The 25,084-nt window shown below is 64.1% G+C and carries 24 protein-coding genes; 12 read left to right on the top strand and 12 right to left on the bottom strand.

What is annotated here, in order from left to right:
* Nucleotides 1-2 precede the first annotated feature (2 nt).
* From mlaD to PQ457_RS13540, 9 genes are all read left to right on the top strand, one after another.
* Nucleotides 3-539, top strand: coding sequence for an outer membrane lipid asymmetry maintenance protein MlaD (gene mlaD, locus PQ457_RS13580; protein WP_273617341.1), 537 nt, complete (start codon nt 3-5; stop codon nt 537-539).
* Between the two features lie 3 nt (nt 540-542).
* The gene (locus tag PQ457_RS13575; protein WP_273617340.1) at nt 543-1,331 is read left to right on the top strand and encodes an MlaE family ABC transporter permease; all 789 of its coding nucleotides are present in this window, start codon (nt 543-545) and stop codon (nt 1,329-1,331) included.
* Entirely contained in the window at nt 1,328-2,077 is a 750-nt protein-coding gene (locus tag PQ457_RS13570; protein ID WP_273617339.1) for an ABC transporter ATP-binding protein, read from the top strand. The genes PQ457_RS13575 and PQ457_RS13570 overlap by 4 nt, the downstream gene beginning before the upstream one ends.
* Nucleotides 2,078-2,154: 77 nt before the next feature.
* Nucleotides 2,155-3,411, top strand: a complete 1,257-nt coding sequence (locus tag PQ457_RS13565) for an FAD-dependent oxidoreductase (protein WP_273617338.1) — start codon at nt 2,155-2,157, stop codon at nt 3,409-3,411.
* Nucleotides 3,411-3,830: a c-type cytochrome gene (locus PQ457_RS13560; protein ID WP_273619331.1), complete on the top strand. Its 420-nt coding sequence runs from the start codon at nt 3,411-3,413 to the stop codon at nt 3,828-3,830. The genes PQ457_RS13565 and PQ457_RS13560 overlap by 1 nt, the downstream gene beginning before the upstream one ends.
* A 72-nt stretch (nt 3,831-3,902) precedes the next feature.
* Nucleotides 3,903-4,355 (top strand): MarR family winged helix-turn-helix transcriptional regulator, encoded by a 453-nt coding sequence (locus tag PQ457_RS13555; protein ID WP_273617337.1) that lies wholly within the window; start codon nt 3,903-3,905, stop codon nt 4,353-4,355.
* Complete coding sequence (locus tag PQ457_RS13550; RefSeq protein ID WP_273617336.1) at nt 4,352-5,611, top strand: MFS transporter; 1,260 nt, start codon at nt 4,352-4,354, stop codon at nt 5,609-5,611. The genes PQ457_RS13555 and PQ457_RS13550 overlap by 4 nt, the downstream gene beginning before the upstream one ends.
* 195 nt (nt 5,612-5,806) lie before the next feature.
* The gene (locus PQ457_RS13545; protein ID WP_273617335.1) at nt 5,807-7,504 is read left to right on the top strand and encodes a hybrid sensor histidine kinase/response regulator; all 1,698 of its coding nucleotides are present in this window, start codon (nt 5,807-5,809) and stop codon (nt 7,502-7,504) included.
* Nucleotides 7,505-7,508: 4 nt separating this feature from the next.
* Nucleotides 7,509-8,423, top strand: a complete 915-nt coding sequence (locus PQ457_RS13540; protein ID WP_273617334.1) for a response regulator transcription factor — start codon at nt 7,509-7,511, stop codon at nt 8,421-8,423.
* Nucleotides 8,424-8,648: 225 nt separating this feature from the next.
* Here the strand turns inward: PQ457_RS13540 and PQ457_RS13535 are convergent, their stop codons facing one another.
* The gene (locus tag PQ457_RS13535) at nt 8,649-9,173 is read right to left on the bottom strand and encodes a Rid family hydrolase (RefSeq protein ID WP_273617333.1); all 525 of its coding nucleotides are present in this window, start codon (nt 9,171-9,173) and stop codon (nt 8,649-8,651) included.
* 309 nt (nt 9,174-9,482) lie between these two features.
* On the opposite strand from PQ457_RS13535, the gene PQ457_RS13530 reads away from it, so the two are divergent.
* The gene (locus PQ457_RS13530) at nt 9,483-12,131 is read left to right on the top strand and encodes a TonB-dependent receptor plug domain-containing protein (RefSeq protein ID WP_273617332.1); all 2,649 of its coding nucleotides are present in this window, start codon (nt 9,483-9,485) and stop codon (nt 12,129-12,131) included.
* Between the two features lie 444 nt (nt 12,132-12,575).
* Here PQ457_RS13530 and PQ457_RS13525 read toward each other — a convergent pair whose 3' ends face one another.
* Complete coding sequence (locus tag PQ457_RS13525) at nt 12,576-12,746, bottom strand: hypothetical protein (RefSeq protein WP_273617331.1); 171 nt, start codon at nt 12,744-12,746, stop codon at nt 12,576-12,578.
* A gap of 419 nt (nt 12,747-13,165) precedes the next feature.
* On the opposite strand from PQ457_RS13525, the gene PQ457_RS13520 reads away from it, so the two are divergent.
* Nucleotides 13,166-13,723 (top strand): hypothetical protein, encoded by a 558-nt coding sequence (locus PQ457_RS13520; protein ID WP_273617330.1) that lies wholly within the window; start codon nt 13,166-13,168, stop codon nt 13,721-13,723.
* Nucleotides 13,724-13,738: 15 nt separating this feature from the next.
* On the opposite strand, the gene PQ457_RS13515 is transcribed toward PQ457_RS13520, so the two are convergent.
* The 10 genes from PQ457_RS13515 to PQ457_RS13470 form a co-directional block, all read right to left on the bottom strand.
* Complete coding sequence (locus PQ457_RS13515) at nt 13,739-14,029, bottom strand: hypothetical protein (RefSeq protein ID WP_273617329.1); 291 nt, start codon at nt 14,027-14,029, stop codon at nt 13,739-13,741.
* On the bottom strand, nt 14,026-14,466 hold the full coding sequence (locus PQ457_RS13510; protein WP_168604271.1) for a chemotaxis protein CheW: 441 nt from the start codon (nt 14,464-14,466) through the stop codon (nt 14,026-14,028). The genes PQ457_RS13515 and PQ457_RS13510 overlap by 4 nt, the downstream gene beginning before the upstream one ends.
* A 20-nt stretch (nt 14,467-14,486) precedes the next feature.
* Complete coding sequence (locus PQ457_RS13505) at nt 14,487-14,858, bottom strand: response regulator (RefSeq protein ID WP_168604272.1); 372 nt, start codon at nt 14,856-14,858, stop codon at nt 14,487-14,489.
* A 17-nt stretch (nt 14,859-14,875) separates the two neighbouring features.
* Nucleotides 14,876-15,427 carry a chemotaxis protein CheD gene (locus tag PQ457_RS13500; RefSeq protein ID WP_273617328.1) on the bottom strand — a complete coding sequence of 184 codons (552 nt, stop codon included), beginning with the start codon at nt 15,425-15,427 and terminating at the stop codon, nt 14,876-14,878.
* Nucleotides 15,428-15,444: 17 nt separating this feature from the next.
* Complete coding sequence (locus PQ457_RS13495) at nt 15,445-16,470, bottom strand: protein-glutamate methylesterase/protein-glutamine glutaminase (RefSeq protein ID WP_273617327.1); 1,026 nt, start codon at nt 16,468-16,470, stop codon at nt 15,445-15,447.
* Nucleotides 16,467-17,348 carry a CheR family methyltransferase gene (locus PQ457_RS13490; protein WP_273617326.1) on the bottom strand — a complete coding sequence of 294 codons (882 nt, stop codon included), beginning with the start codon at nt 17,346-17,348 and terminating at the stop codon, nt 16,467-16,469. Before PQ457_RS13490 ends, PQ457_RS13495 begins: the two co-directional genes overlap by 4 nt.
* Nucleotides 17,345-19,567 carry a chemotaxis protein CheA gene (locus tag PQ457_RS13485; RefSeq protein WP_273617325.1) on the bottom strand — a complete coding sequence of 741 codons (2,223 nt, stop codon included), beginning with the start codon at nt 19,565-19,567 and terminating at the stop codon, nt 17,345-17,347. Before PQ457_RS13485 ends, PQ457_RS13490 begins: the two co-directional genes overlap by 4 nt.
* Nucleotides 19,564-19,827: an STAS domain-containing protein gene (locus PQ457_RS13480; protein ID WP_273617324.1), complete on the bottom strand. Its 264-nt coding sequence runs from the start codon at nt 19,825-19,827 to the stop codon at nt 19,564-19,566. Before PQ457_RS13480 ends, PQ457_RS13485 begins: the two co-directional genes overlap by 4 nt.
* A gap of 39 nt (nt 19,828-19,866) precedes the next feature.
* Nucleotides 19,867-21,354 (bottom strand): methyl-accepting chemotaxis protein, encoded by a 1,488-nt coding sequence (locus tag PQ457_RS13475; RefSeq protein WP_273617323.1) that lies wholly within the window; start codon nt 21,352-21,354, stop codon nt 19,867-19,869.
* A gap of 143 nt (nt 21,355-21,497) precedes the next feature.
* Nucleotides 21,498-23,408, bottom strand: a complete 1,911-nt coding sequence (locus tag PQ457_RS13470) for a methyl-accepting chemotaxis protein (protein ID WP_273617322.1) — start codon at nt 23,406-23,408, stop codon at nt 21,498-21,500.
* Nucleotides 23,409-23,644: 236 nt separating this feature from the next.
* On the opposite strand from PQ457_RS13470, the gene PQ457_RS13465 reads away from it, so the two are divergent.
* Complete coding sequence (locus PQ457_RS13465) at nt 23,645-24,676, top strand: chemotaxis protein CheB (RefSeq protein WP_273617321.1); 1,032 nt, start codon at nt 23,645-23,647, stop codon at nt 24,674-24,676.
* Nucleotides 24,677-25,084 lie beyond the last annotated feature (408 nt).

The raw sequence follows: 25,084 nt of genomic DNA, 5'->3' as shown, positions 1-25,084 counted from the left end.
GCATGAGGGCAAGTTGGGCCGAAACGATCATGGGCTTTGCCGTGCTGGCCTTTGCCGCCTTGATGCTGACCTATGCGCTGGGCGTTTCCGGATTGAAGCACAGCAGCGGCACCTATGAGGTGAGCGCGCGCTTTGGAGAGGCCGGCGGCATTCAGCCCGGCGCCAAGGTGACGGTTTCGGGGGTCAAGGTGGGCGCGGTCAGCGATGTGACGATCGACCCCAAGACCTATCTGGCGGTGATGCATCTCACGCTGACCAAGGATGTGAAGCTGCCCTCGGATTCGACGGCCAAGATCACCAGCGACGGCCTGCTGGGCGGCGCGCATATCGCGCTGACGCCGGGCGGGGCCGAGGATGATCTGAAGCCGGGCGGCGAGATCAACAACACGCAGGGCGCGGTCGATCTGTTCGGTCTGATCGGACAGTTCATCCGCCCGCAGAGCGGCTCGTCGGCTGCTTCCTCAGCCGACAGCGCGGCCAAGACCCCCGCCCCCGCCTCTGCTGCCCCCAAGGCATCCTCTGACCTGCCCGAGATGTAAGCCATGGGGCTGTTCTCCACAAACCCGGTGGCGGCCCTTGGGCGCGCCACACTGGAAGGGGTGGCCGCCATCGGCCGCGTGGGGCTGTTTGCCGCGCGCGGCCTTGGCGCCGCCCTTTCGCCGCCATGGTATCCGCGCCAGATCATCGCCCAATTCGCCAGCGTGGGTTTCCTCTCGCTGCCGGTGGTGGGGCTGACGGCGTGGTTCACGGGCGCGGCGCTGGCGCTGAATATCTATTCCGGCGGTGATCGGTTCAATGCCGAAACCGTGCTGCCCCAGATCGTCGCGCTGGGCATAACGCGCGAACTGGGGCCGGTGCTGGCCGCGCTGATGCTGGCCGGGCGCGTGGCGTCGGCCATGGCCTCGGAAATCGGGGCGATGCGCGCGACCGAACAGGTCGATGCGATGGTCACGCTCTCCACCGACCCGCGCCGCTATCTGATCGCCCCGCGCCTGATCGCGGCCACGCTCAGCCTGCCGCTGCTGACGCTGATCACCGACATCATCGGTGTTGCGGGCGGCATGCAGGTGTCGAATTACCTGATCGACCTCTCGCCCAGTATCTATATCACCAACACGATGGACTTTTTGACCGCGTGGGACGTGGAATCGGGGCTGATAAAATCGGCGGTGTTCGGTTTCATCATCGGCCTGATGGGCTGTTTCCATGGCGACAATGCCAAGGGCGGCGCGCGCGGCGTGGGCCGGGCCACCACCTCGGCCATGGTGTCGGCCGCCGTGCTGATCCTGGCTTCGGACTATCTGCTGACTTCGGTGTTTGCCCTCAAATGACCATCACTTCCAAAATCGCATGGACGGGCATCACCAAGCGTTTCGGCGCGCAGGTGGTGCTGGACGGGCTGGATCTGGCGGTGGCGCCGGGGCGCTCGCTGGCGCTGCTGGGCCGTTCGGGCCAGGGCAAGTCGGTGACGCTCAAGCTGGCGCTGGGGCTGATGAAGCCCGATGCGGGGCAGGTGCTGCTCGATGGCGTGGATGTGACGCGGCAAAGCGAGGCCGAGCGCCGCGCCAGTTTTCGCGGCATCGGCATGCTGTTTCAGGGCGGCGCGCTGTTTGACAGCCTGCCGGTCTGGGAAAATGTCGCCTTCCGCCTGATCAACGCCGATGGCATCGGGCGGCGCGAGGCGCGCGAGCGGGCGGTCGAGGCTTTGGCCTTGGTCAAGCTCGCGCCCGATGTGGCCGACCGCTATCCGTCCGAGCTTTCCGGGGGGATGCAGAAGCGCGCGGGTCTGGCCCGCGCCATCGTCGGCACGCCCAGCCTGCTGTTCTTTGATGAACCCACCACCGGCCTTGATCCGATCACGGCGGGCGCGATCAACGAACTGATCCGCGACCGCGTGACGTCGCTGGGCTGCACCGCTGTGTCGATCACCCATGACATGGCTTCGGCCCGCACGATTGCCGATGAACTGGCGATGCTGGACAATGGGCGGATCGTGTGGCGCGGGCGGGTCGATGAACTCGATGATGCCGATCATCCGCTGGTGCGCGCCTTTGTCACCGGCAAGAGTATGGAATAAAACAAACTATACGCAATTCGCGCCATTCCCTTTAACGTGGCCCCCTTGCAGCTTTGCGGCGCCAAGGGGAGATCACGATGAGCCGTCAGAACTGGTATCCGCAAGCAGGTCTTGCGCGGCGCGAGATGCTGCGCGGGGGGGCGGCTTTGGGTGCGGTGGGGGCCTTGTCGGCCTGCACCGGGGCGGGCAAGATGGCTTCTGCCGGTCCTGCGCCCCGGCGGCCTTACCTCACGCCGATGCGCGTGACGCCCGATCAGCTGATCGACATGAAATGCTGCATCCGCCCGGTGCGCGCGGCGGGGCCGAATTTGGGCACACAGATGATCGGCGATACGCTGGTCGTGCATAATTACGGCCATGGCGGCTCGGGCTGGTCGCTGTCCTGGGGCAGCGCGGAGGTGGCGGTGGGCAAGGCTCTGGCCGTGCTGCCCTCGGAAATCGCGGTAGTGGGCTGCGGGATTATCGGTCTGACGACCGCCGTGGTGGCGCAAAGGGCGGGGCTCAAGGTCACGATCTATACCCGCGATGTGATCCAGCGGACGCGATCTTTCCGCGCGCATGGTTCGTTCACGCCGGATTCGCGCGTGGCCCTGTCGGCGCCTGCCGGGGCGGGCTTTGGCGATCTGTGGGAGCAGATGACGCGCCTGTCATGGAAGGGCTTTCGCTCGATGCTGGGCCTGCCGGGCGATCCGGTGGTGTTTCAGGATGCTTATGCCCTGTCTGACGCGCCGCCGGTCAAAAAGCATCACGATCCCGACCCCGCCATCAAGGGCGCGTGGGAGCCGGGCGGATTGCCTTTGCAGGAATCGGAATGGGCGCATTACATGGACCGGATCAAGGATCTGGTGCCCGATCCGATGATGCTGCCCGCGGGGGAAAATCCCTTTCCGGTGGCCTATACGCGCCGCTCCTCGGAAATGCATTTCAACTTCCCCTCCTATGCCCATCATCTGCTGACCGAGTACTATCAGCGCGGCGGGTCGATGGTGATGCGCGACTTCAACGATCCCTCGCAATATGGGCAGTTGAAGGAAAAGGTGGTCATCAACGCCACCGGCTATGCCGCGCGCGACCTGTGGCGCGACAGGACGGTGTTTCCCGTGCGCGGCCAGACCGGATGGCTGGTGCCCCAGCATGATGCATCCTATTCGCTGCGCTATAAAAATGCCTCGCTGATGGCCAAGAATGACGGGATCGTGGTGATGAACAACCCCATTGATCTGGGCGAAATGTTCGGCGTGGGCGACAGTATGGAATTGCCCGATCCGGCGCCGATCCTTGAGGTGATGAAGATTGTCGAGCCGATTATGGCGGGCATGAAGGGGGTTGCGTGATGGGCGGGCGGACATGGGTGTTGGCCGGGGCTTTGGCTCTGGTGGCCATGCCGGCCAATGCGGGCACGGCCAATGGCGTTTACACCGAGGCGCAGGCCGCCGAGGGCGCGGCGGTCTTTGCCGAGCGCTGCGCCATGTGTCACGGCAAACAGGCCGAGGGGACATGGGAAGTGCCTGCGCTCAAAGGAAAGTTCATGGCCAATTGGGGGCGGGAATCATTGGCGGCGCTGTCGGACTATCTGGCCCGCGCCATGCCGCAATTCGCGCCCGGCACGCTCGAGCCGAAGGATAATGCGCGGCTGGTGGCCTATCTTTTGAAGATCAACGGCCATCCGGCGGGCGCTAAACCCTTGCCCGAGGACCATGCCGCGCTTGCCGCGATCCGCATTGATCCTCTGGCGGCCGCGTCGGTTAAATAGGGGGCGGTTAAATAGGGGGCGGTTGAATTAGGCGCGATTGACAGGCGCGCATCGGCGGGCGATATGATGTAGATGCATCACACTTCCCTCGCCAGCGCCCCCTGCGCCTGCACCAGCCTGCGCAAGGCGACCCGTACGCTCGACCGGCTCTATGACGCGGCGCTGGCTCCCCATGGCATCACCACCACGCAATTCGCGCTGATGCGCAATATCGAGCGGGCGGGGGCCATCGTCCTCAATCAACTGGCCACGCTTTTGGTGATGGACCGCACCTCGCTCTATCGCACCATCCGCGCGATCGAGGAGGCGGGATGGGTGAGCATCACCGATGGTCCGGGCAAGGCGCGGCTGGCGCAGATCACCGATGCGGGCCGGGCCATGCTGCGCGCCGCCGAGCCGGATTGGGAGGATTTGCAGGCCCAGATCCATGGCCGTTTGGGCAAAGACGGCTGGGCGCAACTGATGGAGATGAGCGGCGCGATCATCAATCTGGGCCAGACCGCGGGACGGGAAGCGCGGGCATGAGCCGCCGTTTCCACCCCGCCTTTCTGGTGGCGGCGATCACCTTTCTTGCCCTGCTGGTTTCCGCCGGGGTGCGTTCCGCGCCCAGCGTGATGATCGTGCCCCTGCAACTCCATTTCGGCTGGGACCGGGCCAGCATTTCGGCCACCGCCGCGCTGGGGATCTTTCTTTATGGGCTGATCGGCCCCTTTGCCGCCGCGCTGATGATGAGCGTGGGCGTGCGTCAGGTGATGATCTTCGGCCTCACCCTGATGGGCGCCTCGGCTTTGCTCAGCCAGTATATGACGCAAGCCTGGCAATTCACCGCGACATGGGGCGTGGTTTCCGGCTTTGGCACCGGCATGGTGGCCAGCGTTTTGGGCGCCACGATGGTCAACCGCTGGTTTGCGCGCAATCAGGGGCTGGTGATGGGCATTTTTGCCGCCAGCACGGCCACGGGGTCGCTGATCTTCCTGCCTTTCCTCGCCTGGCTGACGCAGGGTGGGGCATGGGTGGGCGTGGTGCGCACGGTGGGCATTGCCTGTCTGGCGCTGGTACCGCTGGTGGCCTGGCTGGTGCCCGAAAGCCCGGCCAGCGCAGGCGTGGGCCGCTTTGGCGAGGAGCCGGGCGCAAACCCCGCGCGCAAGCAGAGCGCCAGCCCGCTCTTTGCGCTCCAGATCCTGTGGAAGGTGCGCGGCAACGGCACATTCTGGCTGCTGTTCGGCACGTTCTTCGTCTGCGGGCTGACGACCAATGGGCTGGTCGGCACGCATCTGATCGCGTTTTGCGGCGATCATGGGATTGCCCCGGTGGCCGCCGCCGGGCTGCTCTCGCTGATGGGTCTGTTCGATCTGGTGGGCACAACCGCCTCGGGCTGGCTGACCGACCGGCATAATCCGCGCTATCTGCTGGCGGTCTATTACGGCTTGCGCGGGGCTTCGCTGATTGCCTTGCCTTTCATGGATTTCGGGCCGGTTTCGCTGGGGGCCTTCGCCATCTTCTACGGACTGGACTGGATCGCCACGGTGCCGCCAACGCTGGCCATCGCCAATCGCAGCTTTGGCGAGGGCGAGGCGCCGGTTGTGTTCGGCTGGGTGGCGGTGGGCCATCAGGTGGGCGCGGCGGTGGCGGCTTTTGGCGGCGGCCTCGTGCGTCAGGAATGGGGCAGCTATGCGCCCGCCTTCATCGTGGCGGGCGGTTTCGGCCTGTTGGCGACACTGGCGCTGCTGGTGACGCGCGAGGGGCGCAAGGGGACGCGAATGACGGCGGCGGCAGTGTAGCGTTAGACTCAAGAGAGCTTGCCAGTCAGTTTCCAAAATGCAACATAAGGTTACATAGAAAGATAAGATCAAGGCAGGGTTGTAAATGGGTCGAATGGAGTGCGGGCGGGCCGTTGTGGCCTTGCTGCCCTTGGGCGGCATCCTGATTTCAGGGGCCTCTTCTTGCGCCCTGCGTATGGGGGATGGCGCTTGATCATGCCCCATTATCCCAAAGCATCGCCCTCCGTCGATCTCAAGGCCGACGCTTTGGACCATCTCGACACGGCCGAAACAGGGGCAAGGCGCCTGCTGGGCGCGGGATTGATGGGCGCTCTGGTGGTCGAGGCGGTGACGGGCCTCGATCTTCTGAGCCATCCGCTCGACCTGGTTCATGGCGTCACGCTGGCGGCGATGCCCGCGCTGGCGGGGCTGGGGCTTTACACATTCCGCCGGTGGCAGGCATGCCATGCCCGCTGGAACCACGCGGCATCGACCATCGAAGAGCATGTCAAGGCGCGTCAGGCCGCCGAAACCGCCAATGAGGCCAAGAGCCGCTATCTGGCCAATGTCAGCCACGAGATTCGCTCGCCGCTGAACGCGATCTATGGCTATGCCCAATTGGTCGAGCGCAACGATGGCGCGGGCGCGCAGGAGGCGGCCACCGTCATCCGCCGCTGTTCCGAACATATCACCAGCCTTGTCGAGGCCCTGCTCGACATTTCGCAGGTCGAGGTGGGCGTGATCCGGGTCAAGCCAGAGCCGGTGCGGCTGGATCAGTTCATCGAGCAACTGATCCGCATGGTGCGCCCGGCGGCCAGCGCCAAGGGGCTGGATTTCCATTACGAAACGCAGGGGCGCCTGCCCGCCGTGGTGCGGATGGATCAGAGCCGGTTGAAACAGGTCCTGCTCAACCTGCTGCTCAATGCGGTCAAATATACCGATCAGGGCTCGGTCACGCTGTTCCTGCGCTATTCGGGGCAGGTTGCGACCTTTGAAGTGCGCGACACCGGGCCCGGCATCCGCGAGGAAGACCAGCGCGCCATTTTCGAACCCTTTGACCGGGGCGGCAATGATGCGCTGCATTCGCGCCCCGGCGTCGGGTTGGGGCTGGCGATTGCGCGGGCGATCATGGGCATTCTGGGCGGCCAACTCGAATTGGCCGGAACATCGGAGGAGGGCACCTGTTTCCGCCTGACCATCATGCTGGGCGAGGTGGCGCAGACCACCAGCCAGCCTGCCAAAAAGCGCGAGGTCAGCGGTTATCTGGGGCGTCGGCGCCATGTGCTGATCTGCGATGACGATGCCGAACAGCGCAAGTTCCTGACCGAATTGCTGACCTCGCTGGGCTTTGTGGTGCAGGCCGTGCCCAATGGCGAAACCGCCGTCGCGCTGATCGAAAGCGAGACTTCACCCGCCTTCGATCTGGCGATCCTCGACATTTCGCTGCCCGGCATTGATGGCTGGACCACGGCCCAGCATGTCCGCGAACGCTTTGGCGAGGATATCCGCATCCTCATGCTGTCGGCCAATGCGGGCGAATTCCACCGGCCCGAAACGCGCAAGCCCGTGCATGATCAATTCCTGGTCAAGCCTGTCGCCTTCAATCAGCTGATCGAGACGATCGGCGGCTTGCTCGATCTGGCATGGGGGGTCGAATCCGAACCGGCGCGGGCGGCTCTGCCGCTGTTTGCGGCAAGCGATGAAACAAAGCTGTCAGATTCCGGCACAACCGAGGTCGCAGACCGCACGGCAAGGCTTCGCGAATTGCTCAGAATAGGTTATGTGCGGGGCCTTGAGCAGGAGATCCGCCAATTGGCGGCCCAGCCCGAAACTGCCGAACTGGCCGGAAAACTGTTTACATGCCTGGATCGCTTTGATCTGAGCGGCATGACGCGCATACTTGAGGAGTGCTAACTGCATGTCGCTGCCTGTTCATACGCAGACCGTGCTGGTCGTCGATGACGAACCGGATTCGCTGCGCATGCTCACCGCCGCGTTGGAAGGCGCGGAATTGAGCGTTCTGGTGGCAACCTCGGGGCAGGCTGCGCTTGATCTGCTGGGCCATATTCTGCCCGATCTGATCCTGATGGATGCGGTGATGCCCGGCATCGACGGGTTTGAAACCACCGCCCGGATCAAGGCGCGGCCCGAACTGGCCAATGTGCCGGTGATCTTCATGACCGGCCTGACCGAGAGCGAGCATGTGGTCGAGGCGTTCGAGGTGGGCGGCACCGATTATGTGCGCAAGCCGGTCAATCTGATGGAGCTGATCGCGCGGGTGCGGGTGCATATGGCGCAAAGCCGCGCGATGCATGCCAGCGTGGCCAGCCTTGATGCCACCGGCCGTTTGATGATGGCCACCGATGCGCAGGGGCGGATGCTGTGGTGCACCCCGCGCGCCGAACAGGCCATCGCCCGGCTGGTGCCCGATTGGAACCGCGAGGGTGGCTTGCCGCCTGCCGTGGGGCAATTGGTCGAGCGCCTGCTCCAGCGTGGGGGCAAGCCGGGTTCGGCGGTGAAGGGCGAATTTGGCGAAAGCTCGCTCGAACTGTTGGTGATCGCCCATTACCGCGAGAATGAGGTGCTGATCCGCCTCAATGAAATCAGCCACGAACAGAATGTTGCCAAATTGCGCGACAGTCTGGACCTGACCCAGCGTGAGGCCGAGGTGCTGCTGTGGGTAGGCTATGGCAAGGCCAGCAACGATATTTCCGACGTGCTGGATATCAGCCCGCGCACCGTGCAGAAGCATCTGGAGCGGATTTATGTGAAGCTGGGCGTGGAAAAGCGTTCGGCGGCGGCGGCCATCGCGATCCGCATTATCGAGCAGTAAGATCCCGGCGCCGGTCCTCTCCCCCGGCCCTGTTACCCTATCAGGTTAAGCTATTGGGTGGCAGGGCCGGGGGAGAGGGCCGGTGCCGCACGCAAATCGCGGAGGCGATTTGCCGACTGACAAAACTGTCGCCGCGCCACCTGAATGGCGAAGAATGACGCGGCGACAGGCACCGGTTCGACCATCGCGCCGAAACCGGTGCTAACTCTCCCAATTATGCCGGGTTTACTTCTTGGCCTTGGCGGCGGGGGCCGGCTTCTTGGCGGCAATCGCCTCGATCTCGATCAGGAATTGCGGGGCCACCAGATTGGCCACCTGAAACGCCGAGCGGGCCACGGTGTCGGGGTTTTCCGCGCTGCCGAAGAATTCCTTGAACCCGGCATTGGCCCCGGCAAAGTCGATCTTGCCCAGCTTGGGATCGGCCGCGATGAACAGCGTCATCTTGACCACGTCCTTGATCGAATAGCCCTGCGATTCGAGCTGCTTCTTGATCTTGTTCAGCACGCTGACGGTCTGGGTCTTGGTGTCGCCGAAATCTTCCATCGCGGTGGCCTTGGCCGGGTCGATGGGCGAGGCGAGCTGGCCTGAGAGGAAGTAGATTTCATTGCCGGGCGCCACGCGCACACCGTCCAGAATGAAGGCGGACGGATTGGTCTTGATGCGGGTCACCTGCGCCTGAGCCGGAGCGGCCGCCATCAGAATCGGCAGCAGAGCGGCACAGCCGACGGTTTTCAGCATTTTGGGCAGCATAATAGACTTCCTCATTTTACGTAACACGCGCCAGTTCGACAGAAGAACCATGGTCATATTGTCGCGATTTTGCGTGTTGAACAGTCCAGTTTCGCTGCCTGACAGGCCGGTACGCAAATCGGCGTATGGGCATTTAGGACGGAAAATTGTGCATTTGCGAAAGGCGGCGATGTAGAGGGAAACTGCATTGGCCGCCCTCGTCACGTATGTTTTACGATTTTTGCCGCGTACCAGACCATCAGCGAAGGCGCTTTTGGTGACGGGTTCCTGTTGCATTGCAGCATGCGCGGCCTGTTCAGGGGGACTTTCATGCAAGCCATCAAGAAGGTTGCGCTCGCCGCGCTCCTTTCCAGCACCGTTCTGGGCGCGACGTCGGCCTTTGCCGCCGAACCGGCCGCCGCCGCCGCGCCCGAGGAAGGCACTGCCATCATCGTGACCGGCACGCGCACGACCGGCCTCAAGGCGGGCGACAGCCCCGCGCCCGTGCAGGTGCTCAGCTCGGATCTGATGGCGCGCGCGGGCCGCTCGGACATCAACCAGGCGCTTTCGCTCTCGGTGCCCAGCATCCAGATCCAGACCTTCGGCAATGACATGACCGCGTTCCACCCCTCGGTGAAGCTGCGCGGGCTGAACCCCAACCACACGCTGGTGATGATCAACGGCAAGCGCCGCCACGGCACGGCCAACGTGGTGGTGACCAATGCGATGTGGACGGGCGCCGCCGCCCCCGACATGGGCCTTATCCCCATGGAGGCGGTCGAGCATGTCGAAGTGCTGCAGGATGGCGCTGCGGCCCAATACGGCACGGACGCGGTGGCGGGCGTGGTCAACCTGATCCTGAAGAAGAAGGACAAGGGCGGCTATATCAGCGGCTCGGTGGGCCAGTATTATGCCGGCGACGGGTTCAACTATGAACTGGCCGGCAATATCGGCATGGCGCCGGTCGAGAATATGTATCTCAACCTGACCGTGCAGCATAAGGTCAAGGATTACAGCTTCCGCGGCGATGTCGATCCGCGTGTGGTTTCGGGCACCACGCAGGGCGCCACGCTCCTCTCGCGCTTTCCGGGCCTGACCTCTGCGGCCAATTATCCCTATGTGAACCGCATCTTTGGCGATGGCCGCATGGCGCTTACCAACATGTTCTACAACATGGGCTATACCGGCATTCAGGATATCGAGATCTACTCTTTCGGTTCCTATTCGACCCGCACGGGCAGCACATTCCAGAACTTCCGCCTGCCCAACGTGGTCTATGGACAGAGCGCTGTGGTGGCGCCGCCCGCCGGTTCGGTCGCCTCGGGCGACATTCCGTTCCCGACCGGCTTCTCGCCGCTGGAAGCCCTGAAGGAAACCGACTTTGCCTGGACCGGCGGGGTCAAGGGCACTTTCGGCAAATCCACCGTCGACCTGTCGGCCACCTATGGCAAGGACGTGAACAAGGTTTACGTGGTGAACTCGGCCAATGCCGCGCTCTACTATGACTCCTCGACCGCGACCCGCGCCGGTTACACCCCGCGCGATGTGTTTGACGGTTCTTTCACCGCCTCGCAACTGACCGTCAACCTCGATGCCACCCATGAACTCGAAGTCGGCCTGTCCGAGCCGGTCCATCTGGCCGCGGGCGGCGAATGGCGCCGCGACACTTATGCGCTGGGCGCAGGTGAGGCAGCCTCCTATTACGTCGGCACCGGCAAGCTTGCTGGCGGCATCCAGTCCTTCTTCGGCTACTCACCCGCCAATGCCAGCAACAACAGCCGCACCAACCTTTCGCAATATTTCGACATTTCCTTGAAGCCGCTGGAAAAGTGGCTGGTCGACGGCGCGGTGCGTCATGAACACTATTCCGACTTTGGCGACACCACCGTCTTCAAGCTGACCAGCCGTTATGACTTCAGCCCGGCGGTTGCGGTGCGCGGCACGATCTCGACCGGTTTCCGCGCCCCCACGCTGGCCGAAGGTTTCTATTCGGGCATTAACGTGGGTCCTGCCTCGCTCTCGGGCATTTTCGCGCCCAATTCGGCGGGCGCCAAGGCGCTGGGCATTTCGGGCCTGAAGCCGGAAAAGTCCACCAACCTCAGCCTCGGTCTGGTGCTCAATCCGCTGCCCAAGCTGACGATCACGGTCGATGCCTATTCGATCTATCTGCGCGACCGTATCGTTCAGTCCTCGGGCTTCCTGGGCTATTCGAACAATTGCAGATACCTGCCGGGCGGGTTTACGCCCTCCACCAATCTGAGCGCGGCGCTGGCGGCGGCCAACTGTTCGTCCAACGTGATCGTTTCGCCCTCGGTGTTGACGGCGTTGTATAACAATGGCGTGCCGATCACCTCGATCATCGACACGATCAACGGCGGCCAGTCCGGCTCGCTCACCATCAACTCCTTCGTCAACGGGCTGAGTACGCTGACGCGCGGCGTGGACTTCCTGGCCACCTATAACACCCATGCGGTCGGCGGTCGGGTCGATTTCTCGCTGTCGGCCAATTATAACGAGACCTCGATCAAGGCGACCAATGCCGCGCCTTCGAACATCAACCCGCTTCAGGGCATTTTCGACAAATATTCCAAGTCCGCCCTGACCGACACCACGCCCAAGTGGCGCGCGACGTTCAACACCTATTGGGAAAGCGGCAAGTTCAGCGTCAACCTGCGCGAATCGGTCTATGGTCCGGCCAAGCTGCTGGCCCAGTCATCGCAGAAGGCCGAGGATTATTACCAGCATGTCGGCACGATGTTCGTGACCGATCTGGAAGGCACCTTTGCCTTTACCCGCGACATCAAGTTCTCGATTGGCGCCAACAACCTGTTCGGCATCTATCCCGACAAGATCGACGCGGCGCGCCGTCAGGAACAGTTCAACGTCGCCTCTACCGCCTATGTCAGCCAGTATCCCTCCTTCTCCTCGGTCGGGATCAACGGCGGCTATTATTATGCCAAGCTGGGCGTGAAGTTCTGATCGTCTGAACGGGCCATAAGGGCCACGTAAAAAGGCCGCCTTGGGGCAATCCCCTTGGCGGCCTTTTAGGCGTTTGGCGGATAAAGAAAGCAAGCCGGCAGCGATGGGGTCGATGCGTCGCTGCCGGCTTGTTCACCTGCGCCAAAACGCAAGTGAAGGGGGTGCAGCCCACAAAGGGGCTGCGATCGGAAAGCTGTGGGTCCCACCGGCGGGGACGGCCAACTTTCCTTTTTCGCACATCCGGCATGCCGGTGTGCCGGGAACGGAAGACGCATTCGCCTCGCGTCTGCTCTTCCGGTGGTCCCACCGCCTTCAGCCGCCGATCCGGCAGGGGGCTAACCGTCAACGGCTGGATCCTGACGACCCCGGACGCGGTGGGCGTGGGCAATATGGCTGCTGTTTCGTTTCGCCGGGGCCTCCTCCCGGTCGCTCATGCGCTGGTCCTTAAAGCGGGTTTCGGTCCGCATCCTGACCAGGCGGACCAAACACCACCGCAGCCGGGTTGATCCCCGCCTGCCGCCCCGCCTTCGCATTGGTGATGCGATCCGGGTATCTTGCTGTAACCGGGGCGTCAAAACCACCGGCCGCCGACAATGCGGCGAGCATGAAACGCATGGCATCTTCTCCTGCGAACAGTTAACTGTTCCTGACCCTCAGTGATTTTCGAAAACCCGCGCCAAAGGCGAAGGTCTGGGCAAATCCTCTGTTGGTCACCCTTTTTGGGCTTGTCTTGGCAATTAATACAAATCCCCCCTTTCATCAACAGGAATTGCATGCTGCGCCGCAAAGTTGCGGCAGAATGCATTGCTGCACTTGCGAAATAGGGGCGGGATCATGATTCGCGATGGCCTCGGATCGGCCTCGTTGGGCACGCAGAAAGGTGCGAAATCGAGGTAATTTCGTCCCAATTTGTGACGCAGCACAGGGGCGATATACGGATAACTACTTGTTAAGTCTCAAAGCGGAACAGTTCGCGCCCGTTTACTACATCCGTTATCGTTGATTCCTTCTGCGGCGCGGCGGAAGAGACGGACATGACCCAACGCACCCACACCTCCACCAAAGCCCTGACGATGACCATCGGCGAATGGCGCCTGCGACTGGCCGAATTGTGCCGCGATTGTGTGCTTACCGACTCGGATGACGAAGGGGATTGCCTGCGGTTGGCCCATGCGCTGATGATGCAGGCCCCCGACAGTCCGGGTGCGGCCGGCGGTTTCGATCTGGCTGTCGTCCTCTCGCATCTGCCGCCCATGGCGCGCATCGAATGCCTGATCGAACAGGGCGCGCTCGACAGCGTGGCGCTGGCGCTGCTGCCCGAAGAGGCCAGCTATCTGATGTCGCGCTCGATCGAGGGGGCCTGGCTCGCCTCGGTATTTCTGCCCGGCATGGAGGAGGAGGTGACCTCGGAAGGCGGCAGTCTGGCCATGGCGCTGACCTCGGCGCTGCTGGCCGCGCTGGCCCATGTGACCCAGACCCATGGGGCCGCCGCGACCGTGGCCGCCGCGCGCGACCGCGATGTCTGGTCGCAGGGCGGCGATGCCTATGCCGACAACCTTTGGCAACGGCCCGCCGGGACGCTGCTCAACTGAACCGCGATTTCGGCCTCAATGCGCGCGCGGCGAGGCAAAGCGCGCCTTGAGCGCCTCGACCCCGATCGTATCGACCGCCGACAGCGGGCAATCGGCATGAAGCAGCGTGGCCAGCCAGCGCTGTTTCTGCGCGATCAGGTCGATCGATTGCAGCGTGCCCACATGATGGGCGATGATCGCCGGATCGAGGCAGAGCGTGGTGCCCAGCTCCTCGATCTCGGCGGCCAGTTCACCCAGCACATCGGCCACAGTGGTCAGATGGGCGGCGATGCGGGCGGGATCGGGCATGGCGTTGTCCTCGGTCATGCCGCCTCGCCAAACTCGTCGCCATCGGCCAGAGCCGCCAGATTGAGCACCATCACCATGCGATCCTCGATTGCGGCCAGCCCTTCGAGGAAGGAGATGATGCTGTCATTGGCGGTGGTGGGCGGGGGCTGCAGCGCGTCATTGTTGAGCGTCACGATGTCGCTGACCGAATCGACGATCAGCCCGCACACCTGCGCACCCAGTTGCGTGACGATGATCGCATGGCGCGGCGTCGGCTCGGTCGGTTCCCAGCCCAGCCGCGCGGCCAGATCGATTACCGGCAGCACCGACCCGCGCAGATTGACCACGCCCGCCACATAATGGGGCACACGGGGCAGACGGGTGGCCGGGCTCCACGCGCGGATTTCGCGGATGGCCATGATGTCGATGCCGAAAACCTGCCCGCCGACTTCGAAAGTGATGAGTTCACGGTGCATGGATCGCTCCTTTGCCAATATCAGTGGGAAACGCGGCGCACGGCGGCAACCAGCTTTTCCGGGTCAAACGGCTTGACGATCCAGCCGGTGGCCCCGGCGGCGCGGGCGCGGGCCTTCTTTTCCTCGCTCGATTCGGTGGTCAGCACCAGAATCGGGCGGTCGCGGTGGCGGTTGCCCTGACGCAGCTTTTCGATCAGGCCAAAGCCGTCCAGACGCGGCATGTTGATGTCGGTGATCACCACATCAACCTCGTTGAGCGCCAGCCATTCGAGGGCGACTTCGCCGTCCTCGGCCTGCGCAACATCAAAGCCCTGGCTGGTGAGCGCATGGTTCAGCAGGGCGCGCATGCTTGCGCTGTCGTCAACGGTCAGAATGCGGGTAGTCTTATCCATGGGCAGGGTCACTTTCGTTAGAACAGTTCGACATCGCCACGCGACACGGCGGGGCGCATGATGGGTTTGGGTTCGGGGGCCAGCGTGTTTTCCACCGTCCGACAGCGCACCTGGCCGCGCGCCGGGCGGAAATCGACGCGCCTTGCGTTCACCCCGCCCAGATCCTCGCGCACCACGGTGATGCGCTCGCTGGCCAGAAAGGTGCGGGCGAATTCGGCGTTCTTGGTGCCGATCCGGGCAAAGCCGCTGTTCAGATTGGCGCCGCCGTAAAGATGGGCGCGCATCCGCGATTTGGCCGCGCCATGGGCCAGCATCTCGTTGATCAGCAGTTCCATCAGATAGACGCCGTAATGTTCGTCGAAATCGCCGCTGTGGGTGCCTTGCGGCGGTTCGGCCAGCAGGAAATGGTTCATGCCCCCCACCTCGATTTCGGGATCGAACAGGCATGTGGCCACGCAACTGCCCAGCACGGTGGAGAATTCCACGCGCGGGCCCGCCGAGACGCGGGCCTGACCCTGCAGGATGTTGATCCGCGTGACAGGAGAGGCAGGGGAGGATTCAAAGGACATATTCGGTTTCCCCCGATTTACGAAAAGGCATGTTGGGCAATCCGGCCCAGCGGGGCGACAACCTGTGCCGCGCCCAGAGAAATGGCGACGCGCGGCATCCCAAAGACGGTGCAGCTGGCCTCGTCCTGAGCGATGGTCAGCGCGCCTGCCTGGCTCATCGCCAGCAGGCCCTTTGCCCCGTCGGCCCCCATGCCGGTCAGCAGGATGCCGATGGCATCGGCCCCGATGCGCTGCGCCACCGAGGCAAAAAGCGCGTCCACGCTGGGGCGATGGCCCGAAATCAGCTCGCCCGGACGCAGCTTGGCATGCAGGCTGTTGGCGCCCGCCACCATCAGATGGCGGTCATCGCCCGGCGCCAGATAGATATGGCCCCGTTTCAAAGGCATGTCCGGTTCGGCCAGTTGGACCGTGGCGGGCGAGGCCTGATTGAGCGTGCGGGCAATGGCGGGGGCAAAGCGTGCATCGACATGCTGAACGATCAGCGTGGGCGGGCAATCTTCCGGGAAATTGCGCAGCAGCACCTGAAGCGCCTCAACCCCGCCGGTGGACGAGCCGATGGCAATGACACGCGTGTTGGTGCGGCCATGGCCGGCGCTGATCGCGCGGACTGGATCGGCCATGTGATGCACCTCGGTGGCGCGGCGGCGTACGGTCACTTGCGCTGCCTGCCGCACCATGGCGGCCAGCTTGCCGCCATCCTGCATCGCCGCGCCCGAATAGTCGGTCTTGCAATAGCAATCGACCGCCCCCAGCGCGAGCGCGCGCGCCGTGGCATCGCTGCCCGCCGCCGTAAGCCCCGAAACGATGATGACCGGCATGGGCCGCAGCGTCATGATCTTGTCGAGGAAATCGAGGCCGTTCATGCCCGGCATCTCGATGTCCAGCGTCACGACATCGGGCTCCAGCTCCTTGATAAGCTGGCGCCCCTCGGCGGCATTGTTGGCAAGGCCCACCACCTGAATATCCGGATTGCCCGACAGGCGCGCGGCCAGCACCGCGCGCATCGTGGCCGAATCATCAATGATCAAGACGCGGATCGTCACCGACCTCTCCTGTGGTAAATCGTTGGGCCGACCGGTTCGAGCAGGGCCTCGGCAGGGCCCGACACGCGCTCGGAATGGCCGATATAGAGGAACCCGCCGGGGCTGAGCGCTTCGGCCAGACGGGCGACCAGCCGGTCCTTGGTCGGCTGGTCGAAATAGATCATCACATTGCGGCAGAAGATCACCTGAAACGGACGGCGCATCGGCCATTCGCCCTGCAAATTCAGCCGTTTGAACTGTACCAGCGAACGCGCCTCCGGCCCGATCACCATCTCCTTGCCCTGTGTGCTGGTCCAGTTCTGGCGCAGATCGGCGGGCAGCGCGTCGCCATCGCCGGCCCCATAGCGCCCCTCGCTGGCCTTTTTCAGCGCATGGTCGGCAATGTCGCTGGCCAGAATGCGGATGTCGCGCCTGGCGATCTGCATCCCTTCATGGCGATCATGGCCCAGCATGGTCATGGTCAGCGAAAACACTTCCTCGCCGCTTGAACACCCGGCCGACCACATGCGCACCGCTTCGCCATGGTTCAGATCGGCCAGCAATTGCGGGCGCGCCACGCGGGCGAAATGTTCGAAATGATGCGCCTCGCGGTAAAAGAACGTGTGGTTGGTGGTCAGCGCATTGATCGTCTTGCGCAATTCCCCGGCATCGACCTCGACATGGCGGATATAGGCGGCAAAAGTGCCAAGCCCGCTGGCGCGCACCAAGGGCGCAAGGCGCGAATAGACCAGCATCGCCTTGCCCGAGGGCAGCATGATCCCCGCCTCGCGGTACACGATCGCCGCCACGGCCCGGAAGTCCCGCTCGTCATAGACGCCGGGGCTGATGCCGGGCATGGCATCGGCAAAGGTGCTGGCAAGGTCGGGCGCGGTGCTCATGCCGCTTCAAGCCCGAAACCGGCCGAAACGGCGCCCTGCACCAGCGTGTCGACATTGAGGATCAGCGCGACCCGCCCGTCGCCCAGAATGGTCGCCCCCGCCACGCCGTCGACATTGCGGTAATGGGTGTCGAGGCTTTTGATGACGAACTGGCGCTGGTCCCAGATATTGTCGACCAGCAGCGCGGCCTGTCCCGCACTCTCGGTGTCCACCACGATCAGCACGCCCTGCGAAGGATTATCCACCGCATCATAGGCCCCCACCGCTTCGGCCACGGAAACCACAGGAATAAACCGCCCGCGCACGTTGAGCATCTGGCGGCTGGCGCCAAGGCCCTGCACGTCCTTGGGATCGGGGCGCAGGCTTTCGACCACATGGGTCAGCGGCACCACCAGCGTCTGGTCGCCCACCTTGACGATCATGCCGTCGGAAATGGCCAGCGTCAGCGGCAGGGTGAGGATGAAGGTCGTGCCCTTGTCCTCTTCGGATTCGATGGAAATGCGCCCGCCCAGATCCTTGACGTTCTGGCGCACCACATCCATGCCGACGCCCCGGCCCGAAACATTGGTGATGGTGGCTGCGGTCGAAAAACCGGCGGCAAAGATCAATTGCTCGATCTCTTCCTTGGACATCACCGCATCGGGGGCGACGATGCCCTTTTCCACCGCCTTGGCAAAGACGCGGGCGCGGTTGATGCCCGCGCCATCGTCGGCGATCTTGATGAGGATGCGGCCCGAACGATGCTCGGCCGAGAGGGTCAATGTGCCTTCCGCGCTCTTGCCCTTGGCCAGACGGTCTTCGGGGCTTTCGATGCCATGGTCCACAGCATTGCGAATGAGGTGAGTCAAAGGCTCGCCCAACCGCTCGATGACGGTTTTGTCCAGTTCGGTGGTTTCACCAAAGACCTGCAGGTTCACATGCTTGCCCGTGCTGGCCGACAATTCGCGCAGGATGCGGGGCACGCGGCTGAACACGCTGCCGATGGGCTGGGCGCGGATCGACATCGCGCTTTCCTGAATGTCGCGGGTCAGGCTTTCCAGCAGGGTCAGTTCCTCGACCGACTGGACATTCTCGTTCTGAAGCCGCTGGGCCAGCATGGCCTGCGCGATCACCAGTTCGCCCACCGTGTCGATCAGCTTGTCCAGCTTGACCAGATCGATGCGGATCGACTGGCCGGGTGCGGGGGCGGCGGGCGGGGCGCTGCCTGCGGCCGCCTCGGGCACAGGTGCGGGGGCGGCGGGGGCAGGAGCCGGGCTGGCCGCGACCGGCGCCTGAACAGGGGCGGCAACCGGCGCGGGCGCGGGGGCCACCGCCTTGGGCGCCGAAGGGGCGGGCGCGGGCAGGGAGCTGGACGGCTCGATCTGGATCGGGGGGATCGTGGCATCCGGGCCGATGGCGATCGGGCAATCATCGCCCACGAAATCAAAGATGTCGCGCACGCTGGCCTCGGAGACATCCTGAGGGACCAGATAGGTCCAGCCCAGATAGCCCTGATGCGGATCGAAATCGTCCAGCGCCGGGATCGAGGTCGTGTCGCATTCACACGCCACCGCGCCCAGCGCGGCCAGTTCGCGCAGCAGCAGCAGCGGTTCGCCGCCATTGCGCATCGCGCCTGCATGGGGGCGCAGGTGGACCTTCCAGCCGGTCTCCGGCGCAGGGGCGTCCCCGGCCGGGCCATCTGCGGCCGGATCACCTGCCGGACTGCCGCCTGCCAGATCGTTGAGCAGATCATCTAGGTCAAGATCGCTGGTCATGTCGTCTTCGTCAAAGGTGACGGCATGGGCGGCGTTGGGGGTAGGGGCGGCGGCTTCCGGTTCGCCGGGCGCGTCATGGTGCCCCTGGGCATTCGCCATCGCGCCTTCCATTTCGCGGATCAGCGAGGCGTCTTCGGGCGGGCTGCCGCCATCGCGCGCGGCCGTGACATGGTCGGACAGCACATCGAGCGCGCGCAGCAGCAGGTCGATCAGCGCGGGCGTGATCGGCACCAGATTTTCGCGCACATCCGAGAGCAGCGTTTCAAACGTATGGGTAAAGGCCTGAAGCGCCTCGAAGCCGAAAGCGCCCGCGCCGCCCTTGATCGAATGGACCGCGCGGAAAATCGCGTTGACGGTGTCGCTGTCCTGCGTTCCGGCCTTGCATGCGGCCAGACCCTGTTCGGCGGCAACCAGCGATTCCTCGCATTCGAGGAAGAAAATCCCCTGAATTTCTTCCGGGCTCATACCATATTCCCTTCAAACAGCGCATTTTCCAGACCCGTCAGCCGGGCCGCATCGCGCAGGGCCGAGGAAGGATTGATCGTCGCGCCATCGCCGGTGCGCCGCGCGCTCAGCAACAGTTGCAGCATGGCCTGACCGATCTGCCTGGTTTCGCTGGCGTCGATCGACAGCGGCCCGGCGCCCAGCGCGGCCTGAAATTCGGGCAACAGCGCCTCGGCGGCGGCCCGGTCGCACCGGGCGGGCAGGACAATCTTGCGCATCATGCAAATTCCCGTCTTGGGTTTGGGGCTGGGCCGGAGGGGTTAGAATTCCGACCAGTCATCAGTGGAGACTTCGGCCTGCGGTTTGATGGCCAGATTGCCCTGGACCATGCCGCCCTGACCGGCGCCCGCAGCGCGGGGCGGGGGCGTGGCAAGGCGGGCTGCGCTGCGGGCGTTCTGGCGGACAAAGGGAACGGCGGCGTCCTGGCCCTGTTGCCGGTTTTGCCGGCCATATCCGTCCTCAAGCGCGTCCGACTGGAACCGGCTGACCACGGTGTTCAACTCGCGCGCCTCGTCGGCAAGGCTGCGCGCGGCGGCGGTGGCCTGTTCCACCATGGCGGCGTTCTGTTGGGTCACGCGGTCCATTTCGCCAACGGCGGTGTTGACCATTTCCAGCCCGCTGGCCTGAATATTGGCGTTTTCGGCAATTTCGCCCACAAGGCCCGTGATCTCGCCCACGCGGTGCACGATCTTGCCCAGCAAGGTGCCGGTTTCACGCACCAGCGTGACGCCGCCCGCAACCTGCTCGCTTGATGTGGTGATCAGCGCCTTGATTTCCTTGGCCGCATCCGCGCTGCGCTGGGCCAGCGCGCGCACTTCATTGGCGACCACCGCAAAGCCCTTGCCCGCATCCCCGGCGCGCGCCGCCTCGACGCCCGCGTTCAGGGCGAGCAGGTTGGTCTGGAAGGCGATGCCGTCGATCACGCCGATGATCTGGTTGATTTCCTGCGCGCTGCGTTCGATGGCGGCCATGGCCTCCACTGCGCGGCTGACCACGATGCCGCCCTCGGTGGCTTCCTGATGGGCCTCGGTGATCGACTTTTGCACGTCATGCGCGCTGCGGGCGCTCTCGCGCACGCCTTCGGTCACCTGATTCATCGCGGCGGCGGTTTCCTCCAGCGTGGCGGCCTGCTGCTCGTTGCGGTTGGACAGGTCGTTGGAGGCGGAGTGGATTTCATTGGCGCCGTTCAGCACATGGCGCGCGCTGGCCGAGACCGCCGCGATCGCATCGGCCAGAGCGCCCACCGCGCTGTTGAAGTCCTTGCGCACCTCGTCATATTGGCCGGGGAACGGATCGCGGATCTGACAGTCGAGCTGGTTGCGCCCCATTTTTTTCAGCGCATCACCCAACTGGTTGAACAGCGTTTCCAGATGGCGATACTGTTCGTTCTGGCTTTTCTGGTCATAGGCATTGGCGCGAAAGACCTCCATCGCGCGCGCGCTGCGGCCCACGCAATCGGCATGATCGGTGTGGCGGATCGCGCTGCTCAGATCTCCGGCGGCCATATCCTCCATCCGCTCGACCGTGGCCACATAGGGGGCCGCGATCATCCGGCCGGCAAGCGCCACGGCCAGCACCGCCAGCATCATCGCGCCCGCCGAAACCGCCAGAGCCGCGCCCGATGAGAGCGAGCCATCGCCCTGCAACAGATTGGCCGCGACACCCGCCGCGCCCATCAGCGCCACCAGCGCCGTCAAACTATGGAATTTGGTCCGGATCGGAGCCTGCTTTGCAAACCAGTCGAGCATTGTCTGTTCCCTCCGCGTCAGTTTCGGGTCATATGACAGGCCCGAAAGACACGCTTTCCCTTGTGGTTAATCATAGGCCCTGGTTGGCAACGTCATGTTTGCGCCCTCCTCGGTAGAATCGCGGGGAAATTGCGCGCCGATCTTCACGCAGCGGTAGAAAATAGGGGCCTTTCGCGCCCGAACTCGCGGCGACGGGCGCGTGTGAAGGGAACAGGTTCGGCCCGGTCCCATTCGTGGCCCTGATCGCGGCCTGATGGGCGGCTTTCCTCGCGCTCCCATTCCCGGCCCCTGTCCTGATTCCGGTCCTGATTCCGGTCCGGATTCCAGCCATGCGGGCGGTATTCGGCGGTTTCAAATGCGCCCATCCTCGTGCTCATCGCCTGCGCCTGCCGGGCCAGACGGTGCGCGGCGGCGTTGGCCTGTTCGGACATGGCCGCGTTCTGCTTGGTGATGCCGTCCATGTGGGCGATCGCCTTGTTGATTTCGCTCAGATAGGCGGCCTGCAACTGGGTCGAACCCGTCATGTCGCTGACCTGCGCGTTGATCAGCCCGACCTGTTCGACGATATTGCCCAGCACCGCCCCGGTTTCGCGCACCAGCGCCACTCCGCCCCGTACCTGATCGGTCGAGGTATGGATCAGCGTCTTGATATCCTTGGCCGCGCCCGCGCTGCGCTGGGCCAGCGCGCGCACCTCATTGGCGACCACGGCAAAGCCCTTGCCCGCATCCCCGGCCCGCGCCGCCTCCACGCCTGCGTTCAGGGCGAGCAGGTTGGTCTGGAAGGCGATGCTGTCGATGACATTGATGATCTGGTTGATTTCCTGGGATGAACGCTCGATCCCCGTCATTGCCTGCGTGGCGCGGGCCACCACGTCGCCCCCGGCCAGGGCGGTCTGATGGGTCTGGGCGATCGAGCCTTGCACATGGGTGGCTTGGCTGGCCGATTCGCGGATCGTTTGGGTGGCCTGATCCATCGTCGCGGCCATTGCCTCCAGCGCATTGGCGTGCGTCTCGTTGCGCCGGGCCAGATTCTCTGAGGCGCCGTGAATTTCCGAGGCGCCCTTTTCGACCCCGGCGGCCGTGGCCATCACGCCGCTGATCGCCTCGGCCAATTCCTGCGTCGCGCGGTTGAAATCCCGGCGCAGCGACTCGTATTCCTCGCCCAGCGGAGTGTGGATCCGGTAATGCAATTGCCCCCCGGCCATGCGCTGCAAACCCTGCGAGAGCGAATCGACCACGCGCCGCTGCTGGGCGGCGGCCTCGCGCTCGGCGATGGTCGCGGCGCGGAACACCTCGATGGCGGCGGTCATCGCGCCGATCTCGTCCTCGCGGTGGCGGTTGCGGCGGCCCGCCTCCAGATCGCCTGCCGCCATACGACCCATCACCTGCGCGGTCTGGGCCAAAGGTTCGAGCACATGGCGCTGCTGCCAGCGCAAGGCCCGCACAATCAGCCCCAGCGCCAACAGACCCAGCAGGCCAAGCCCGGCCATGATCGCCCACATCGTCGTCGCGCCGGAGGCGGCAATTGCCTTTTTTTGCCGCAGCAGGGCGGCCTGCCTCAGCCCTTCGATCTGGCTGCGATGGGTGGCGTAAATGGCGCTCAGCCGGTCATAGGCGGCCTGCGCGCCGGGGGCATCGCCGCGCGACAGGGCAGGCAGGTATTCCTGATCGAGCACGGCCCAGAATTCCTCGCCGCTTCGCTGGGTCTGATCGGCCAGTTGCTGTTTCAGATCGGCATCAAGGTCCGAGGCCGCCCAGTCGCTGCCCTTTTGTCGAAAGGCCCTCTCCAGATCGCCCAGACGGCTGCGCTTGTCGGCCAGCAGCGCGGGATTGTTGTGCAGCAGGCCGGCTTCGAGGAAACCCTCGGTCACATATTCGGGCGGCGGCAGGATGTCGGCGACGAAATCGCTGACCTGTTGATGGCGGTGATGCAGCGGCCCGCCCGGCCTCATATCGTTAAAGCCCCACCCCGCCAGCAACCCCGCCACCAGCAGGACAAACAGGATGGTCATGGCACCGGTGCGGGTCTTTTCGGCAATGGATCGGTGTTTCATGCGCGCTGCTGCCTCATCTTTCTTAATGCCCGAAACCGGCGCGCGCAGGCCGATTTCGCCCGGTTTGCGCGGTTGCAGCGAAGGTTGCTACAGGCGCAGCGCTGAATTGTGATTAGACGGGGATTAGGCCTAACCACGTAGTCGGGGGCGGATATTTGCTTTGTGAATCACGGTTAAACATGCCCGCACAGGCCGCGATGGCCGGTTTATCAAACTAAGACGGGAAAGCTGCGACAATGAACGATGCACGTGTGCTGGTTGTGGACGATTCTGCCGCCATGCGAGCGCTGTTTTCCGATGTGTTGGAGCAGCAGCGCAATGTGACCGTGATCGGCACCGCCGCCAATGCCGACGAGGCCCGCGACCAGATCGCCCAGCTCAAGCCCAATGTGGTGACGCTGGATGTGGAAATGCCCGGCATGAGCGGTATCGAGTTTCTGGAAGAAATCATGTCCACCAACCCGCTGCCCGTGGTCATGCTCTCCTCGCTGACGCAGAGCGGGACCGAAACTTCGCTCAAGGCCTATGCGCTGGGTGCGGTCGAATGTTTTCCCAAGCCGCTGAAAGCCACGCCCGAGCAATTCGCCAAGACCGTGGGCAAGCTGGGCAAGATCGTGCTGGCCGCGGCCAATTCCAATGTGAAGGCGCAAAAATCAGGCCACCGCGAGGCGCGCCACAGCGAAGTGCAGTTCACATGGAACGGTCACTATTTGGCGATGGCCACATCGATGGGCGGCATCGATGCGTTAACGCAGATGCTGGTCGATTTCCCCGCCGAATGCCCGCCCACGGTGATCGTGCTGCAAAGCGAGCCGGCGCTGGTCGATACGTTCATCTGCCGCATGGCGGGCGAATTGAAGTGCAAGATCGGCATGGCCAAGGATGGAGCGACGCTGACGCCGGGCATGATCCATATTGCCGCCGATCCGGAAAAGCATGTCGTGTTCGAGCCCGGTTCGCCGCCGCGCCTGCGCATGGTTCAGCGCGATCCAGTCGATGGCGCGCGCCCTTCGGCCACGCTGCTGTTCGGCACGATGGCGCGGGCGGGCGTGCCGGCGGTGGGGGCGATTCTGACCGGCATGGGCGGCGATGGGGCCAAGGGGCTGCGCCTGCTGCGCGATGCCGGTTCGCGCACCTTTGTTGAAGACCCCGCGACGGCCACCGTGGGGGAAACCCCGGCTGCGGCCGTGGCCGCCAATGCCGCGGAAAAGGTCCTCTCGCTCGACGAACTGGGCGTGGCCTTGATGGCGTCCTGCAATCAGGGTTGAGGCCAAAAGGGGCCGCCCCCCGCCCCGATGGAACGGCGGCAGGGCGGCGGCAGAACAGCGGCCGGGTCGGGCATCCCGGCGGCAAGGCCGATAAACAGCATGGCCACGTTTCGGGGTGTGGCATTCGGGTGAACGGACCGGGTCAGTCTGTTCCGGGCGGCTGTCCGTGGGATGCCGCCTCGTCGTGCCGGTCCTGCAGGCTGTCTATCGGAAGAGAAATTCAGGTTGGTTCGAGGGGGGCGCTCTGATCCTTGATACGGGCGATGTATTCCCGTTATGCCGCATCGGCGAAAGCGCAGATCCCGCCGATACGGACGCGTTTTGCCCCGATTGCCCCTGACATGAAAAAACGGCGCCATATCGAGCGCCGTTTGTTTCTTGCCAAAGCATCAACCGGATAGGTTTGCC

The sequence above is a fragment of the Novosphingobium humi genome (assembly GCF_028607105.1).
Lineage (GTDB): Bacteria > Pseudomonadota > Alphaproteobacteria > Sphingomonadales > Sphingomonadaceae > Novosphingobium > Novosphingobium humi.
The sequence above is the reverse complement of the archived record's forward strand: the minus strand, read 5'-3'. Positions and strand labels throughout refer to the sequence as shown.

Bases quoted from the DNA above. Each gene is read 5' to 3' on its own strand.
- PQ457_RS13500 (WP_273617328.1), bottom strand. From the start codon at position 15,427: ATGTCCTTTGAATCCTCCCCTGCCTCTCCTGTCACGCGGATCAACATC.
- mlaD (WP_273617341.1), top strand. From the start codon at position 3: ATGAGGGCAAGTTGGGCCGAAACGATCATGGGCTTTGCCGTGCTGGCC.
- PQ457_RS13530 (WP_273617332.1), top strand. From the start codon at position 9,483: ATGCAAGCCATCAAGAAGGTTGCGCTCGCCGCGCTCCTTTCCAGCACC.
- PQ457_RS13475 (WP_273617323.1), bottom strand. From the start codon at position 21,354: ATGCTCGACTGGTTTGCAAAGCAGGCTCCGATCCGGACCAAATTCCAT.
- PQ457_RS13485 (WP_273617325.1), bottom strand. From the start codon at position 19,567: ATGAGCCCGGAAGAAATTCAGGGGATTTTCTTCCTCGAATGCGAGGAA.
- PQ457_RS13470 (WP_273617322.1), bottom strand. From the start codon at position 23,408: ATGAAACACCGATCCATTGCCGAAAAGACCCGCACCGGTGCCATGACC.
- PQ457_RS13490 (WP_273617326.1), bottom strand. From the start codon at position 17,348: ATGAGCACCGCGCCCGACCTTGCCAGCACCTTTGCCGATGCCATGCCC.
- PQ457_RS13505 (WP_168604272.1), bottom strand. From the start codon at position 14,858: ATGGATAAGACTACCCGCATTCTGACCGTTGACGACAGCGCAAGCATG.
- PQ457_RS13550 (WP_273617336.1), top strand. From the start codon at position 4,352: ATGAGCCGCCGTTTCCACCCCGCCTTTCTGGTGGCGGCGATCACCTTT.
- PQ457_RS13570 (WP_273617339.1), top strand. From the start codon at position 1,328: ATGACCATCACTTCCAAAATCGCATGGACGGGCATCACCAAGCGTTTC.
- PQ457_RS13510 (WP_168604271.1), bottom strand. From the start codon at position 14,466: ATGCACCGTGAACTCATCACTTTCGAAGTCGGCGGGCAGGTTTTCGGC.
- PQ457_RS13520 (WP_273617330.1), top strand. From the start codon at position 13,166: ATGACCCAACGCACCCACACCTCCACCAAAGCCCTGACGATGACCATC.
- PQ457_RS13545 (WP_273617335.1), top strand. From the start codon at position 5,807: ATGCCCCATTATCCCAAAGCATCGCCCTCCGTCGATCTCAAGGCCGAC.
- PQ457_RS13560 (WP_273619331.1), top strand. From the start codon at position 3,411: ATGGGCGGGCGGACATGGGTGTTGGCCGGGGCTTTGGCTCTGGTGGCC.
- PQ457_RS13540 (WP_273617334.1), top strand. From the start codon at position 7,509: ATGTCGCTGCCTGTTCATACGCAGACCGTGCTGGTCGTCGATGACGAA.
- PQ457_RS13465 (WP_273617321.1), top strand. From the start codon at position 23,645: ATGAACGATGCACGTGTGCTGGTTGTGGACGATTCTGCCGCCATGCGA.
- PQ457_RS13515 (WP_273617329.1), bottom strand. From the start codon at position 14,029: ATGACCGAGGACAACGCCATGCCCGATCCCGCCCGCATCGCCGCCCAT.
- PQ457_RS13525 (WP_273617331.1), bottom strand. From the start codon at position 12,746: ATGCGTTTCATGCTCGCCGCATTGTCGGCGGCCGGTGGTTTTGACGCC.
- PQ457_RS13535 (WP_273617333.1), bottom strand. From the start codon at position 9,173: ATGCTGCCCAAAATGCTGAAAACCGTCGGCTGTGCCGCTCTGCTGCCG.
- PQ457_RS13575 (WP_273617340.1), top strand. From the start codon at position 543: ATGGGGCTGTTCTCCACAAACCCGGTGGCGGCCCTTGGGCGCGCCACA.
- PQ457_RS13555 (WP_273617337.1), top strand. From the start codon at position 3,903: ATGCATCACACTTCCCTCGCCAGCGCCCCCTGCGCCTGCACCAGCCTG.
- PQ457_RS13480 (WP_273617324.1), bottom strand. From the start codon at position 19,827: ATGATGCGCAAGATTGTCCTGCCCGCCCGGTGCGACCGGGCCGCCGCC.
- PQ457_RS13565 (WP_273617338.1), top strand. From the start codon at position 2,155: ATGAGCCGTCAGAACTGGTATCCGCAAGCAGGTCTTGCGCGGCGCGAG.